Here is a 14,858-nt window from a genome sequence, read left to right on the forward strand (position 1 = left end):
TAATGACACAATTGAATGCATCAAGCTGGGTAGAATATGAACACAAAAATTTATAAAGACGTCCTTTATTTGGCCAAAGAATTAATGAGTTGCGCTCATAAAAAGGATCAAGCTGGCTTTGATGCTTTTTATCAAGAGTTGAAACAACTCTGCGATGACAATGACGGTACGGACAAAGACCATCCAGTACAGTGGGAAACTCTGGGTGATTTTACCGATGATTTAGAAGGCGCCATTGTGATTTATGACAAGGCGTTAGTAAAAGCCGGCGCGATCAATTCGAAAGATTACCTTTCGTCTATTGGCTTTGCGGCCGCTCAACTGAAAATAGAATTGGGCGATAATGCTGGCGCGATTGAATACTTAGAGCAAGCCAAAATCCACAGTAATAAAATCATCGACAAAGAGCTTAAGGCCGAGATTCACGACGTACTGTATGAACTAAAAGAAGGCTGAGAGTAAGGGAAAATAAGAGCAGGAAAAATACGCCGTCCAAGAGATATTGGATGGCGCGATGCTTACTCTAAAGACAGGTTTTCGTCACACCGAAAGCATCTTTCTTGTTGCGTTAATGGGTCAATAAACGCCAGTTCTTTTGCCAGCAGTTGTAATGGTTTAGCGTAATTGTCTGCACTGAGTGGTTGTAATTCTGGGTAGTATTTGTCGTTCAAAATAGGCCAACCCAATGACTGCATGTGAACACGTAATTGATGGGTTCTGCCTGTAATTGGGTTTAATTCAAACAACGCGTTTTTCTCCGTCTGCTGCACACAGCGAATCACAGAATGACTGTTGGCTTCGCCCTTTGTGACCTTCATCAGAAAGCGTGGATCGGATCGTTCGATACGGTTTTTCACGTCCCACTCCTGATCGACAATTGTGTCATGGTGACCAATGCGGGCAACGGCTTGATAGGTTTTACGGATTTGTCGCGTTTTGAATACATCATGGTAACGATGTCGAGAGTCTGGATTAATAGAGAACATCACCAAGCCTGCTGTGACGCGATCTAAGCGGTGCAGCGCTTGTAAATCCTCCATACCGGTGCTGTGACGTAAACGGTTTTGCAAACATTCATTCACATAAGCGCCACCAGGAATCACCGCAAGAAAGTGCGGCTTATACGCCACCAAAATATGTTCATCCTGGAAGACGATCGACTCTTTAAAAGGAATCATCGGTTCGCTTTCGACTTCCCTGTAATAGTAAACCTGTTGCTGCGGCAGAAAGGGCGTTTGAAGTGAGATCAACGAACCGTCATGCCAATGCACCTTGCCATCTTCAATGCGTTGTCGCCAAAGGTGAGCATCGACATAGGGGAACTTAATAATCAGGTAGTCCAGCACGGTGGCGACGCCGGGGTTGGTCTGAGGTAAACTCAGCTTTGAAGGGTATTTGGAAATTGCCATTGAGTGGCCTGAGTCTCTGATTATAACGTGGTGCGGACTATAACACTGAGAAGTCCACACGTCGCATAAGACGAGATTGTCATTTGTTGTTGTAACCTTATTTCCGCCGCTGTTGACCTCAGAATATTTAAGTAAAAAACATTTAAGAGACACAATATGGAACGTCCTACTAAGGAAGAGATCATAGCATTGCCCATGTATGCGGGCCTTGATCTTTCAAACATTATTATTGTTGAAAACAAAGACGATGCCGAGCAGGCATTAAAAATACTAGAAAACGAAACCTGCTTAGGATTCGATACAGAAAGTAAACCGATCTTTCAAAAAGGCCAAGTGAGCCCAGGCCCGTCGCTCATCCAACTGGCGACCGAAACAAAAGGGTTTCTCTTTCCAACGAGATTCCCCGAAGCCGTGGCGGCTGTAGCAACAATACTGGCCAACCCAGACATCCAAAAAGTGGGCTTTGGACTTAAAGATGACAACAAAGAATTGCGCAATAAACTGAACATAGACATCGTTAACACGAAAGATTTATCCGTCACCTTGAAGCAACTTGCGGGAGAAAAAAACAGCATCGGCGCCCGCGCTGCCGTCGCCATGGTACTGGGGAAACGCCTTGGTAAAGGCGCCCAAAAATCCAACTGGGGCGCTTACCCACTCAAAAACAACCAAATTCTTTATGCTGCTAATGACGCGCATTCGGCTATCTGCATTGAACAAGCATTGATCCGCAAAAACAGTAAAAGGAAAGGATCTTGAGTCTAACCAAAATAACGTTTTTCGAACGATTTGAAGCCGACATTTTATCAGGTAAAAAAACCATAACGATTCGAGACGAATCAGAAAAAGACTATGCGCTAGACAGCGTAGTGCAAGTGTCTACCTATGAAACGAATCGATGGTTTTGCGCATTAAAAATACACAGTGTTATATCCCTTCCCTATAGCCAACTGTCAGAGTTTCACGCCCAGCAAGAAAATATGACACTGCTAGCACTAAAAACCGTTATTCAAGAAATCTACCCAAATATTGAAAGCTTGTACGTAATTTCATATGAATTGGTGGGTTAGATATTGTTAATATCAACTCGCCGAACTAGTCGATAACGTAATAATTAACTCGAGGCGGCTAAATAGCGATATATGCGAATCGATTGAAAATGTCGTTTTCTTGCGTATTTTTTGCTGTTTGCTTGCACGATCTTTGCTTTTTATATTACCTTTTACGCTTGTAGTGCATTTGGGTTTTGCTAGATGCATCAGTGATACATTTGAATAGGGTAATTTGAAAGTGCAGCTTCCATTGGTTTTATTTATTTTGGTTTTATTTACATTCGCTTCAATGCTCTATATTTATCGCTATCGAGGTCAAACGCGCTATGTAAGCCGGAGTGAATACCTTCGTAAAGGTTGGCCCATTTTTGCACCGCTAAATTGTTTGCTCTACGCTTTTTCTGACAGAAAAGCGCTTAAGCCTATTATTGATACTGCCCAATTTAAAGAGTTGGATGAGTTGCGTAATAATTGGGAAGTTATTCGCGATGAAGCCATGGCGTTGCAAGAAAAAGGAGATTTAGAGACGATCAACGAACCTGGGTCTGCTGCATATTATGATGTGGGCTTTCGTACCTTTCATAAGTATGGGTGGCGAAAATTTTATTTGAAATGGTATGGCTACACGCACTCTTCCGCTCAAACAATGTGTCCCAAGACGACCGAAATATTGAGCAAAATAAACAATGTTAATGGCGCAATGTTTGCGTATATGCCAGCGAACTCAGAGCTCACTCGCCACCTAGACCCTGTTGCTTGTTCATTGAGGTATCACCTAGGTTTAGAGACACCAAACTCGGACGATTGTTTTATAAATGTAGATGGCCATACGTACTCATGGCGTGATGGTAAAGACCTTTTGTTTGATGAAACCTATTTGCATTATGTTAAAAATAATTCCGATGAAAGTCGCTTGATTCTTATGTGTGATTTTGAGCGACCAATGAATATTTTTGGAAAAGGAATTAACTTTTTTTATAAGGTATTAATGGCTGCTTCTATTGTTCCAAATACCATAGAAGACAAAGCAGGCTTGGCGAATCATACATTTCGAAAACTGACTCCAATCTTAAATCGTAGCAAAGAGTTGAAAAAAACAAATAGAAAAATGTATAAACGAATTAAGCTATTAGTGAATACCACATTGCTTTTGTTGTTGTTGGGTTTTGCTTATAGCGTGATGCATCTATTTGTATGGTTTTTTGCATCCTAATGCCAAGAGAAATAGCTACCTAAGCGTAGCTTAGGTAGTCCAGTGCGATGTAAAAGGTGACTGAGAAAAGCTGAGCGGATAATTGTTATCTGCTGCTAAATTCAGAAAAGTACAAAAGTAACCAAAAGATCCATTACTGGGCTATCGCCAATCTTTTATGCCGCTAATGATGTGCATTCGGCTATTTGTGTTGAGAGGGCGTTGGTTTCATCAAGGTCTTAGTTTTTTCTCTTTTTAATGGAAGGACAGAAGATGTGAGATATGGGAGGCATGTTGTTGACGCACATTGCTTCATATGTGGCAATTCGCTACATTTGAAGTAATACATTAAGGAGATTTTATTATGTCTACAGCAAGTATTCGACTTGCCCAAGAGTTAGTGGATAAAGCCGCTATCATGGCTAAAGCCCTAAGCCGTACAACACCTAAACAAATTGAACACTGGACGAAAATCGGTGAAATGATGGAAGATAACCCTGACTTGCCTTATGAGTTCGTAAAACAAGCCATCATTGCCAAGGCTGAAAAAGAAGCCGGAAAACTTGAGACCTACAGCTTTGGCTAACATTACTCAGGTTCTTCAAACATCAACGTTTAAAAAACTGCATAAAAACCAAAAAGCCGACCTAGATAACGCGATCAGAGAATTGATTAAAGATCCGCTTCTAGGACAACAGAAGAAAGGCGTTTTATCCTTCCTCCGTGTCTACAAATTTAACATGGTGAAACAACTTACATTACTTGGCTACAGCTACGAAGATGGCACCGTTACACTCGAACTTATGGCGTTAGGTTGTCATGAAAACTTTTACCGTGATGTGAAAAATATTGTTTGAGAGGACATGAGCCATAATGCTCAAGCTTGCTCCAATGGTTGCGAATATTTCTTAGGCTTGGAATAAACGGCATTCGAGAAGTGATTGCATATCACGACGACCATCGGCGATCACCATGATATAAACAGACTGCGAACTTATTCGATAAATAATACGGTAGGGTTTGAAATAGATTTCTCGATACTCCCGTAGGCCGACAGCTAGCAACTCATTTGGGTAAGTCCCGCGCTCGGGATTATCGGCAAGGCTTAAAAATACCTCTTCAATGTTGTCGAGAATGTAATCTGCCTTCTCTGGTGCATCATGAGTTTCGATATACTCGTATAGAACCTCAAGGTCGTAAGCAGCATCATCAGTGAGAAAAACCTGATAGCTCATTAGCGGCTTTTACTCCGATTACGAAGCTTGGCTACAACGTCACCAGCGGGCTGAACTTTACCTTCTTCTATTTGACGCTGACCTAGGGCTAACATCTTAAGTAACGCCATAGTTTCTTGGGTTTGCTCATAGCTTTTGATGTCTTGTATAACCGCCTTAGCTTCACCGTTTTGAGTGATCACCATAGGTCGCATATTTGTAGACAGGTTGCGCACTACCTCAGCAGCGTGTGATTTCAAATAGCTAATAGGTTTGATTTGATCTGATAGTTTCATAAATACCTCTGCGTTATGACCAAATATAGTCCTTAAACAGGTCGTCGGTCAATGAATGGCCTTTATGCAAGCTTAACTCAGAAGTTTAATTTTCATCTGGCTCTGATTGTTCGTTGGGCTTTTCAGAATGTTAAGGCGCTCAGCTCGACTTGATCGCATGTTCCCTAATGCAGCTGCACCAATACCTTTTTTTTGGAATTCTTCGTTGACTTGAAGGCCACGTAAGTAACCCTCGTCGCTATCAAATGATAGGCGAATAGCTCCTACCACCTCACCCTCAGATAAGATATCCCAATTATCTAAACTCAAAATTTGTTCGAGTATTTTAGGCTGCTCCCAATCAACTAAATAGTGCTCATAATATGGGTGCATATTGTTATATGTAATTTCTGCCGATTTGGATAAATCACAGGCAGGTTGATATGAAATCACCTTGAAGCTCCCAACGCCTCGTTAAGAGGCAAATAATATGTTGGCTAAAATTGGAGCGAAGCGAATGAGCCCACGTGTAATTGTCCCGGGGAGCTTGCGACCAGCTAAAGCGGTTTGTTATACGCTGCCTTTTGCTTTGATAATGGCAGCCTGATGCTCTGGTGAAATAGACAACTTTTTAAAAGGGCTGATGTTTGAGCCGCCAGTATTCCCCGCTGGAACCAAACCAATTGCGGTTTTAGTTGCTGCGCCGACGATACGAACAATTTGACCAATGCATTCTTTGGCATCTCTTTGACGAATAGCCCAAAGAAACATAAGGACATGTACTTTGACATGCAACCATGTAGATTCCTGTCCTAGGACATGTGCGTTTTCTAAATGATGAAAAGATTCTGCAAGGTCACCTGCTGTTTCCAGCTCCTTTGCCAGAGCGATTTCTGATTGCACATCAGGGGCAATATTTTTAGAGAATTTGCTAATCATATTTTCATCCTTTCCATGGCGTATAACGCCGCTCAGCACGCGCGGTTTTGGAATGGAGGCGCAGCCGCAATGTAAAAACCGTCGCCGTGACTGGCATGGTTAGTTGCTTCTCTCACGGTTGAACCTCTGAAACCCTGGCAACGCCCCAAGATGCGAAACTAGTTGGTTGACTCCAACCTGATAAATATCTCTAGCCGTAGCTTCTGGAGGCGGCGTTATAAACATGCTCTGCACATGCCATTCAAGATTTCTGCAGAGCTGTTGAACTCTGTTGTCGGAGAATGACGCAGTTACTTTATGAGCAAACTCATTTCTGATTTTTCCGACTGTTTTAATGTCCTTGTAAACCGGTTCAGGAATCACCCCAAGCAGATAGAGGAGCCTTGCCCTTGGAACCAACCCAGAAAGAGGCCCCGTAGAGTCACTCAAGAGAGCCTTGGCCTCGTTGAGGTCATCGATGAAAGTAGCTTCGAGAATTTCCTTGATCAAGCTTTCGATATAAGCACAGCCAACGATGACGATTTCACGGTCATTGTCATGCTCGTAATCGAACGAACGAGAAAACTCTAAAAGCCGATCAAATTCTGATTCCATGGGCTCTCCGTGAGCAAATAACGCCCCGCTAAGAGGCAAAATATAGTTGGTTAAAATAAGCGAGGCACGAGCAAAAAACCAACTGTATTTTGTCCTGCTTGAGCGCCTTGTTAGGCATACATTTACGCAGATACATATATTTCTGACTTACCTTGTGAACCATCAGGATTTGTCCAGAAAACTGTAGCATTAAATCCCAAAGGAGTGTCATCACAAATTGCGGCTATAAAAGAAACATCGCTTCCAGAACTAAGAACAGATATAGGAAGCTTTTCTTCTACTTCACTACTGATGAGTGGGCTAGAATAATTTGAAGGAATATTTAACTCAAAGGAAACATTTTTAGCATTTTTCTGGCTATTATTTGATAAGAAAAACTTATAGCTATTACTCGAAACCTTTCTTAAGTCTAAACGAACAGATGCTTGTAACTTTTGAGCCTCTTCTTTTTCAAATGACTCTAATTGCTTTTGGGATAATGTAGCTTGTGCTTTTTGCAACTCGGCTGTACTTTGCGAAATTTTCTTTTCGCTTTCAATTAGTTCTAATTGTTTTTCCGCTAGTTTAGATTGTGATTTTTGCAGCTCAATAGATTCCCTTTGTAGCTTTCTCTGATCTACTTTAGTGAGCACACTAACAAAAACGGCTAATAGCGCAACAACAATTGCCCAGTCTATTGAAGCGAAAAATTCATTTAATTCCACCAAACTCTCCTTGTATGCCTAACATTTTAATAGTGCGCATGCGCGTTTACCCATTTCAAAAGCTTTCTTCGTGTAGCTATAAGTCATTGATTCTAAAACGATTAATATAGATACAAAAAAGCCATATCTAGAAAAATGAGCATGCGTGTTATTCCTTTTATCCACAGCGCATTATTCCCACACAGTAGGTCATTATTTCATTGATATTAGGAGACTTTCTTGCTTTCTACCAGTACAAAACGCGCATATCTGGTTTATTTAAAATGGCTAAACGCGCAAAAATGCGTCTATTTCAAAAATAGACTGTATATTCGCCCATATATTGTGTTTTGATTTGTGGTTCAAAAAAGCAGTTGAGTAAAGCATTTGAATCGAGTCTGAATAAGAGATCAACCCCATCCTCCGCCTTCCCCTTGAAGACAAAAGGGGAAGGGACTTGGTGATCGGTAGGCATTACCTTCTGCGCTTGAAATCTCTAAGCAGTCAGTTCGACGCAATCCCGATTGCGCGACTTTATGGAGTTTCAGAGTCATTGTTTGACGAGCTATCTCCCACCGAATAAACAATCTATGCCTTACGACACAACGAGCGTAGGGGGACAATTATGTGCCTATGAAAAAAGTCAGGCATTAAAGGTCTTAAAGCGAATTTTTGGTTACTTTTTGGGCGCTAGCAAAAAGTTACCCGCTCAGCAGAGCGGAATAAAGGTTGGGGATGCAAAGTGTTTGAATGGAACCAAAGTACGCCCAAAAGTTGGGGTCAAAGCCCTTTTTAAAAAGCGTTTTTAGTGTCTAAAGTGATAGGGGATAAAAAGGGGTTTGACCCCTTGAGGGACTTAAAAAAAAGCCCCGCAGAGCGGGGCTATAAAACTAGAGTGTGACGTACGATAAGGTCACGCGCTGTTGTTACACAGCATTCTGATCCAACGACGTATTTTTCAATACGCCACCGAGATGCAGTCGGTTGCCAGTAGAGCCGCTTACAGCGGCCCAACAGAGGTGTTCCATTAAATGGCTTTGTTATTCAATTCCGCATTTTTCAATACTTCATCAAGGTGCAGCCATGTTTCGATTACGGTGTCTGGGTTAAGAGACATGCTTTCGATGCCTTGAGCCACTAACCAGTCGGCGAAGTCGGCGTGGTCGGATGGGCCTTGGCCACAAATACCCACGTATTTTCCTTGTTCACGACAGGCGGTGATCGCCATTTTGAGTAGCTTTTTAACCGCTGGGTTACGTTCGTCGAATTTGTCGGCAATCAATCCTGAGTCGCGGTCTAGTCCAAGTGTTAATTGAGTCAAATCGTTCGAGCCGATTGAGAAACCATCAAAGTATTGTAGGAACTCGTCAGCCAGTAGGGCGTTAGACGGTAGTTCACACATCATGATGACTTTCAGGCCGTTTTCACCACGAGCCAAACCTTGTTCCGCTAGGAGTTCGGTAACTTGCTGTGCTTCTTCCAGTGTGCGTACAAATGGAATCATGATTTGTACGTTGGTCAGTCCCATGACGTTACGAACGCGGCGAATGGCTTCGCATTCTAGGGCGAAGCAATCGCGGAACGAGTCGTCGATGTAGCGCGCGGCACCACGGAAACCAAGCATTGGGTTTTCTTCGTCTGGTTCAAACAACGGACCGCCCACAAGGTTGTGGTATTCGTTCGATTTAAAGTCAGACAAACGCACGATGACTGGCTTGTTGGAGAATGAGCAAGCGAGTGTCGCGACGCCTTCAACCAGTTTGTCGACATAGAATTCCACAGGGCTGTTGTAGCCGGCGATGCGATGGTCGATTTCTTCTTGCAAGGCGGGTGTCATGTCTGCGTAGTTCAACAAAGCTTTTGGGTGAATGCCGATCATGCGGTTGATGATGAACTCTAAGCGAGCCAAGCCGATGCCCGCGTTTGGCAGCATGGCAAAGTCGAAGGCACGGTTTGGGTTACCCACATTCATCATGATTTTTACTGGCAGTTCTGGCATGTTGCTGACTTCGGAAGTGATGATGTCGAATGGCAATTCGCCTTGGTAAACAAAGCCCATGTCGCCTTGTGCGCAAGAAACGGTGACTTTTTGACCATCCTTTAACACGTCGGTTGCGTCGCCACAACCAACAACAGCGGGAATGCCAAGTTCGCGAGCGATGATCGCCGCGTGGCAAGTCCGTCCGCCGCGATTGGTGACAATCGCAGAGGCGCGCTTCATGATGGGTTCCCAATCAGGATCGGTTATATCGGTGACCAAAACGTCACCAGGGTTGATTCGATCCATTTCGGTAATAGAAGACAACACCTTCACTTCACCTGTGCCGATCTTGTGGCCAATGGCTCGGCCTGTGATCATCACGTTAGAGGTCTGTTTTAGGTTGTAACGTTCCATGCTTTGCGCGTTACCTTGACTGCGAACGGTTTCTGGTCGCGCTTGAACGATGTAGATTTTACCGTCAATGCCGTCTTTCGCCCACTCAATGTCCATCGGACGTTGGTAGTGTTTTTCGATAATGCAGGCTTGGCGAGCAAGGTCTTCAATCTCGTCGTTGCTCAGTGCAAAGCGATTTTGATCGTCTAATGCCACTGGGACGATTTTGACAAATTCGTCGTCGCCATCGACTTCGGCGTATTCCATTTTTTGTGCTTTGCTGCCAAGGCTTTTACGAACCACCGCTGGACGTTCGGCCGCAAGGGTTGGTTTGTGAACGTAGTATTCGTCTGGGTTGACCGTGCCTTGTACGACCATTTCACCAAGACCGTAAGCAGCGGTGATGAAAACCACTTCGTCAAAACCAGATTCTGTGTCTAGGGTGAACAACACGCCAGAAGCGCCAATGTCACTGCGCACCATTTTTTGAATGCCAGCAGACAAGGAAACACCTTGGTGTTCGAAGCCTTGGTGTACGCGGTAAGAGATCGCGCGGTCATTAAAGAGAGACGCAAACACGCGTTTGATCGACGCTTTGATGTCGGCTAAGCCTTTGACGTTTAGGAAGGTTTCTTGCTGACCGGCAAAAGACGCATCGGGTAGATCTTCCGCGGTAGCAGATGAACGGACGGCGAAAGAGGCATCGTCGGCGTTGTCATCGCATAATACGGTGAAGGCGGCTTCAATTTCTTGGTCAAACTCCGCAGAGAAAGTAGCGTCGGCAATCCATTGGCGAATTTTCACGCCGGTTTCAGCAAGAGCGTGAACGTCGTCGACATCCAATTCGTCGAGTGCTTTATGAATTTTGTCATCTAAGCCACTTTCTGTAATAAAACTTTGATAAGCATAGGAAGTAGTTGCGAAACCGTTTGGTACTTGAATACCTAGGTCTGTCAGGTTAGAAATCATTTCTCCCAAAGAGGCGTTTTTGCCGCCAACTTCACCGACATCTTCCATATGAAGATCTTTAAACCACTTAATAAACTTGCTCACAAGAGACTCCCGTTGTTTTTTCTTAATATAAAGAATAGCAAAAATAGTGTTACGGTCAGTTTGCTTAATGTCATCCACTGTAGATCGAGTGCTGTGAGTTTACGCATCACAGAGACTTGTCAAAACGCGGTGTCTGAGTTCATTGTATGTAGGTGAGTGGCCTTGAATAAAATCGATTATTCGATGTAGTTTTATTTCAATCGGAAAAATGAATGTCGTTAGATAACAACAAAATGGGTGGAAATGGGATGAAAGTGTATTTTGTTTCAGATGGAACGGCGATCACGGCGGAGGTGTTTGGTTCGGCAATGTTGTCTTTCTTTGATGTGGCGGTAGAAACAAAAAGTGTGCCTTTTTTGACCACCAAAGATCAGGCGGAAGGGTTAAAGCAGCAGATCAATTTAGAGGTGCAACAAGGCGTTGCACTGCTGGTTTTTTATACTGTATCTGACGTAGCCATTCGTGACATTGTTCAGTCGTGTGATTGTCATTGTTATAATTTGTTTGGCGATTTGCTCTTGCCGATCGAAAAAGCCTTGGGTGTAAAGGCGCAACCGACAGCACAAAAAGCCCACGGTATGAAAGAGGGGGTTTATGACGGGCGCATAGACGCTATCAACTACGCACTGGCAAATGACGATGGGGCATCGATCAAAAATTTCGATCAAGCGGATATCATCTTGCTGGGTGTGTCTCGTTCAGGCAAAACGCCGACCAGTCTGTATTTGGCAATGCAATACGGTATTAAAGCGGCAAATTACCCCATCACCGAAGACGATTTCTCTTCTCCTGGTCTGCCTAAAATTCTAAAAGAACATAAGAAGAAACTGTTTGGTTTGACCATCGATGCTCAGCGTTTGCACGAAATTCGTACTGGTCGAATGGCGGCGAGCAAATACGCGTCGGCGCGTCAGTGTCGCTATGAAGTAGATGAAGTCGAGTCGTTATATCGCCAAGAACGCATCCCTTTTTTAAACTCGACAAAACTGTCTGTGGAAGAAATTTCCACCAAAGTGATGGCAGAGATGAATTTGGTTCGCCATCGCCAGTAAGTTTTTCACGTTAAAAGATCGAATAATTCGATAGGTTGGTGCTTTTTGGTGGAAATATAGACAAAAAAGTAATGAAAATGTTTGTTTTGGTCCTAAAAGGCATGAGAGATGCCGTTGGTGGTACGGACGATTTGTCGTGATAACGACATTTTGTTGTGTAATTACCAAATTTCCCTCAATAGAGTGTGCAGATAATGCTAAGAGCAGTGCGAACTTGGAGAGTATTTGGTGAATATGCTCTATAATATCGAGTAATTGAACGTATTGGTGACTTGGCTCAAGTAGCTTATTGGAAGTGACTTGTCAGAAATGACAACCAAGCGCTGTAATCGTTCTAAATAGTAAGATGTTCATATTTCTACTTTATAAAAGGGCGTCTTATTAAAAAACCAAGGATAAAAATACATTGAGTAATAAAAAAATTAACGACCCCCACAAGCAGCGAGAAGCGTCTAAGTACGACAATCCAGTACCGAGCCGTGAATTCATCCTAGAATTTCTTGCGACCCAAAATAAAAGCATGGGCCATTTGGACTTATGCACCGCATTTTCGCTGACTGGCGAAGATGAAATCGAAGCCCTCCGTCGCCGTCTTATCGCTATGTGTCGCGATAACCAGATGACCAGCAACCAAAATGATGAATACACGCCCATTTTAGAAAGTGACCTGATTGAAGGTTACGTTCAGGGCAATAAAGAAGGTCATGGTTTCTTGTTGCGTCAAAGCGATGACGATATTTTCCTTTCTGCTCGTCAAATGCAAAACGTGATGGATGGCGACAAAATAAAAGCGCGTCTTTCTGGTCGTAGTGTAAAAGGTCGTTTAGACGGCGTGGTAGTTGAAGTGCTAGAACGCAAGCACAGCCAGATGGTTGGTCGTTATTATTTAGAAAGTGGCACGGCGTTTGTGACACCAGAAAATCCTCGCATAGCGCAAGACATCTTGATTACTACGGATTCTGGCTTAACGCCAAAACACGGTCAGTATGTTTTGGCTGAGATAGTGTCTTATGCTGAGCGCGGTAAGCCTGCACAAGGGTTAGTTAAAAAAATCCTCGGTGACTTTATGGCACCGGGTGTTGAAATCGAAGTGGCGATGCATCGTTTCGAGATTCCGAACGAATGGCCAGCCGCGGTTGAAAAACAAATTAAGAGTTTCACTGCAGAAGTATCAGAAGAAGACAAAGCGCATCGCGTTGATCTTCGCGACACACCGTTTGTGACGATCGATGGTGAAGACGCCCGCGATTTTGATGACGCCGTCTATTGTGAAAAAACCGCTGGCGGTTGGAAGCTTTTCGTTGCCATCGCGGATGTGTCTCATTACGTGAAGAAAGACACCGCGCTGGACGAAGAAGCGATTGTTCGCGGTAACTCCGTTTACTTTCCTGGCAAAGTAATTCCAATGCTGCCGGAAGTGTTGTCGAACGGTTTGTGCTCCTTGAATCCAGACGTTGATCGTTTGGCGATGGTGGCCGAAATTTCGTTGACGACGAAAGGCAAGATGCGTGGCTTCAAATTCTATGAAGGTTTGATTCGCTCTCATGCTCGTTTGACGTATTCAAAAGTGGCGAAGATGATCGCCGCCGAGCCAGAAGAGCAAGGTATTGAATTGCGTGAGCGTTATGCGTCTATTGTGTCTCATATCGATGATTTGAATGGGCTTTATCACACGCTAAAAGGCGCGCGCGATGAGCGTGGTGCGATGGAGTTTGATACGGTTGAAACTCGTATGGTGTTCGATGAAAATTCGAAAATTGAACACATTATTCCGGTTGAGCGTAACGATGCACATAAGCTTATTGAAGAATGTATGTTGTGCGCCAACGTGGCGACCGCAGAGCTATTAATTAAAGCCGATTTGCCAGCCTTGTACCGTGTTCATGAAGGGCCAAAAGAAGACCGTTTGTTAACACTTCGTACATACTTAGGTTTGTTGGGGTTGGAGTTATCTGGTGGTGCGAAACCAACACCAGATGATTACGCACAATTGGCCGAGCAGCTGAAAGAGCGTGCGGATTCTCGTAGCATTCAAGTGATGATGTTGCGTTCTATGTCACAAGCGGTTTATCAAGCGGATAACTTAGGCCACTTTGGCTTGAATTACGAAGCGTATACTCACTTTACTTCGCCGATTCGTCGTTACCCAGATTTGTTAGTGCATCGTGCGATTCGTTATTTGATTCGTGGTGAAGGCCGTCCGGTTGTGCGTCAAGCGCATCGTGTTGCGGGTAGCCCTGAACTAAAAGAGCGTAAGATCTACGGTTACGATCAAGCCGACATGGATGGCTTTGGTGATTCTTGTTCTGTTACAGAGCGCCGTGCCGATGAAGCAACGCGTGACGTAGAAGCGTGGCTAAAATGTCAGTACGTTGAGCAGCATCTTGGCGAAGCGTTTGATGGTGTTGTTACCGCGGTAACGTCGTTTGGTTTATTCGTCGAGTTGCAAGGTTTGTTCGTCGATGGTTTGGTGCATATTTCGGGTCTTGGGCAGGATTACTTTGTTCACGACATCGAACATCAGGCGATTATTGGCGAGCGTACCGGCCGAGTTTTCCGCTTGGGCGATACCTTGAAAGTACGCGTAGCCAGCGTCAATCTTGAGCAACGCAAAATCGATTTAAGTTTAGACGATGCCGGTGCTGCACCATCGCGTTCTCGTAAGAAAGTGGAGCGCAACGATAAAACGGAATTGGAAATGCAGTTGGCGCAATTGCCTCCGATTGAGTTAGGCGGACGCTCTAAGCCAAAGCATGCTGACAAAGCGATTGCGAAAAGTGATAAGTCGAAAGACGAAAAATCATCGAAAGACGGTAAGGACGCCAAAGACTCGAGCGGTAAGGCGAAGAAAAAGCGCCGTCCTCCTGTTTCCAAAGGCAAGCGCATTCGATTGAAAAAAACAAACGGCACAGGGGCGAATGGTAAGCCAGCTTCAGCGGCCAAAAAGCCGAAAAAACCAAAGAAGCCGAAAAAGAGCAACGCTAAACCAAAAGCGAAAGATTGATTAAAAGTCCTTTGGTT

General features: G+C 44.0%; 16 protein-coding genes. 8 read left to right on the forward strand and 8 right to left on the reverse strand.

Going from position 1 to position 14,858, the window contains the following annotated elements:
* Nucleotides 1-36 precede the first annotated feature (36 nt).
* Nucleotides 37-456: a hypothetical protein gene (locus tag D104_RS19460; protein ID WP_024022283.1), complete on the forward strand. Its 420-nt coding sequence runs from the start codon at nt 37-39 to the stop codon at nt 454-456.
* Between the two features lie 62 nt (nt 457-518).
* Here D104_RS19460 and D104_RS19465 read toward each other — a convergent pair whose 3' ends face one another.
* Complete coding sequence (locus D104_RS19465) at nt 519-1,409, reverse strand: pseudouridine synthase (RefSeq protein ID WP_024022284.1); 891 nt, start codon at nt 1,407-1,409, stop codon at nt 519-521.
* A gap of 156 nt (nt 1,410-1,565) precedes the next feature.
* Between D104_RS19465 and D104_RS19470 the strand changes: the two genes are divergently transcribed.
* The 5 genes from D104_RS19470 to D104_RS19490 all read left to right on the forward strand — a co-directional run bounded on the left by D104_RS19470 (nt 1,566) and on the right by D104_RS19490 (nt 4,510).
* Nucleotides 1,566-2,168 (forward strand): 3'-5' exonuclease, encoded by a 603-nt coding sequence (locus tag D104_RS19470; protein ID WP_024022285.1) that lies wholly within the window; start codon nt 1,566-1,568, stop codon nt 2,166-2,168.
* On the forward strand, nt 2,165-2,479 hold the full coding sequence (gene yqfB, locus D104_RS19475; RefSeq protein ID WP_024022286.1) for a N(4)-acetylcytidine aminohydrolase: 315 nt from the start codon (nt 2,165-2,167) through the stop codon (nt 2,477-2,479). Before D104_RS19470 ends, yqfB begins: the two co-directional genes overlap by 4 nt.
* Nucleotides 2,480-2,711: 232 nt before the next feature.
* Nucleotides 2,712-3,674, forward strand: a complete 963-nt coding sequence (locus D104_RS19480; RefSeq protein ID WP_036200424.1) for an aspartyl/asparaginyl beta-hydroxylase domain-containing protein — start codon at nt 2,712-2,714, stop codon at nt 3,672-3,674.
* Between the two features lie 343 nt (nt 3,675-4,017).
* On the forward strand, nt 4,018-4,239 hold the full coding sequence (locus D104_RS19485; protein ID WP_024022288.1) for a TA system antitoxin ParD family protein: 222 nt from the start codon (nt 4,018-4,020) through the stop codon (nt 4,237-4,239).
* Entirely contained in the window at nt 4,217-4,510 is a 294-nt protein-coding gene (locus D104_RS19490) for a type II toxin-antitoxin system RelE/ParE family toxin (RefSeq protein WP_456085346.1), read from the forward strand. Before D104_RS19485 ends, D104_RS19490 begins: the two co-directional genes overlap by 23 nt.
* Nucleotides 4,511-4,561: 51 nt before the next feature.
* On the opposite strand, the gene D104_RS19495 is transcribed toward D104_RS19490, so the two are convergent.
* The 7 genes from D104_RS19495 to ppsA all read right to left on the reverse strand — a co-directional run bounded on the left by D104_RS19495 (nt 4,562) and on the right by ppsA (nt 10,785).
* Nucleotides 4,562-4,888, reverse strand: a complete 327-nt coding sequence (locus tag D104_RS19495; RefSeq protein ID WP_024022290.1) for a type II toxin-antitoxin system RelE/ParE family toxin — start codon at nt 4,886-4,888, stop codon at nt 4,562-4,564.
* On the reverse strand, nt 4,888-5,163 hold the full coding sequence (locus tag D104_RS19500) for a type II toxin-antitoxin system Phd/YefM family antitoxin (RefSeq protein ID WP_024022291.1): 276 nt from the start codon (nt 5,161-5,163) through the stop codon (nt 4,888-4,890). The genes D104_RS19495 and D104_RS19500 overlap by 1 nt, the downstream gene beginning before the upstream one ends.
* Nucleotides 5,164-5,235: 72 nt before the next feature.
* Nucleotides 5,236-5,595 carry a GNAT family N-acetyltransferase gene (locus D104_RS19505; RefSeq protein WP_024022292.1) on the reverse strand — a complete coding sequence of 120 codons (360 nt, stop codon included), beginning with the start codon at nt 5,593-5,595 and terminating at the stop codon, nt 5,236-5,238.
* 117 nt (nt 5,596-5,712) lie between these two features.
* Entirely contained in the window at nt 5,713-6,081 is a 369-nt protein-coding gene (locus D104_RS19510) for a DUF3703 domain-containing protein (protein WP_024022293.1), read from the reverse strand.
* Between the two features lie 99 nt (nt 6,082-6,180).
* The gene (locus D104_RS19515) at nt 6,181-6,675 is read right to left on the reverse strand and encodes an MltR family transcriptional regulator (RefSeq protein WP_024022294.1); all 495 of its coding nucleotides are present in this window, start codon (nt 6,673-6,675) and stop codon (nt 6,181-6,183) included.
* A 122-nt stretch (nt 6,676-6,797) separates the two neighbouring features.
* Nucleotides 6,798-7,379, reverse strand: a complete 582-nt coding sequence (locus tag D104_RS19520; RefSeq protein WP_024022295.1) for a hypothetical protein — start codon at nt 7,377-7,379, stop codon at nt 6,798-6,800.
* 1,006 nt (nt 7,380-8,385) lie between these two features.
* Nucleotides 8,386-10,785 (reverse strand): phosphoenolpyruvate synthase, encoded by a 2,400-nt coding sequence (ppsA, locus tag D104_RS19530; RefSeq protein WP_031214365.1) that lies wholly within the window; start codon nt 10,783-10,785, stop codon nt 8,386-8,388.
* A 212-nt stretch (nt 10,786-10,997) separates the two neighbouring features.
* On the opposite strand from ppsA, the gene D104_RS19535 reads away from it, so the two are divergent.
* Nucleotides 10,998-11,837, forward strand: a complete 840-nt coding sequence (locus D104_RS19535; RefSeq protein ID WP_024022298.1) for a pyruvate, water dikinase regulatory protein — start codon at nt 10,998-11,000, stop codon at nt 11,835-11,837.
* Nucleotides 11,838-12,243: 406 nt separating this feature from the next.
* Entirely contained in the window at nt 12,244-14,841 is a 2,598-nt protein-coding gene (gene rnr, locus D104_RS19540; RefSeq protein ID WP_024022299.1) for a ribonuclease R, read from the forward strand.
* The last annotated feature ends 17 nt before the right edge of the window (nt 14,842-14,858 follow it).

Source organism: Marinomonas profundimaris (assembly GCF_000508165.1).
GTDB lineage: Bacteria > Pseudomonadota > Gammaproteobacteria > Pseudomonadales > Marinomonadaceae > Marinomonas > Marinomonas profundimaris.

Coding starts and splice junctions, on each gene's coding strand:
- D104_RS19495 (WP_024022290.1), bottom strand. CDS start 4,888: ATGAGCTATCAGGTTTTTCTCACTGATGATGCTGCTTACGACCTTGAG.
- D104_RS19510 (WP_024022293.1), bottom strand. CDS start 6,081: ATGATTAGCAAATTCTCTAAAAATATTGCCCCTGATGTGCAATCAGAA.
- D104_RS19535 (WP_024022298.1), top strand. CDS start 10,998: ATGTCGTTAGATAACAACAAAATGGGTGGAAATGGGATGAAAGTGTAT.
- D104_RS19470 (WP_024022285.1), top strand. CDS start 1,566: ATGGAACGTCCTACTAAGGAAGAGATCATAGCATTGCCCATGTATGCG.
- D104_RS19465 (WP_024022284.1), bottom strand. CDS start 1,409: ATGGCAATTTCCAAATACCCTTCAAAGCTGAGTTTACCTCAGACCAAC.
- D104_RS19500 (WP_024022291.1), bottom strand. CDS start 5,163: ATGAAACTATCAGATCAAATCAAACCTATTAGCTATTTGAAATCACAC.
- D104_RS19515 (WP_024022294.1), bottom strand. CDS start 6,675: ATGGAATCAGAATTTGATCGGCTTTTAGAGTTTTCTCGTTCGTTCGAT.
- D104_RS19485 (WP_024022288.1), top strand. CDS start 4,018: ATGTCTACAGCAAGTATTCGACTTGCCCAAGAGTTAGTGGATAAAGCC.
- D104_RS19460 (WP_024022283.1), top strand. CDS start 37: ATGAACACAAAAATTTATAAAGACGTCCTTTATTTGGCCAAAGAATTA.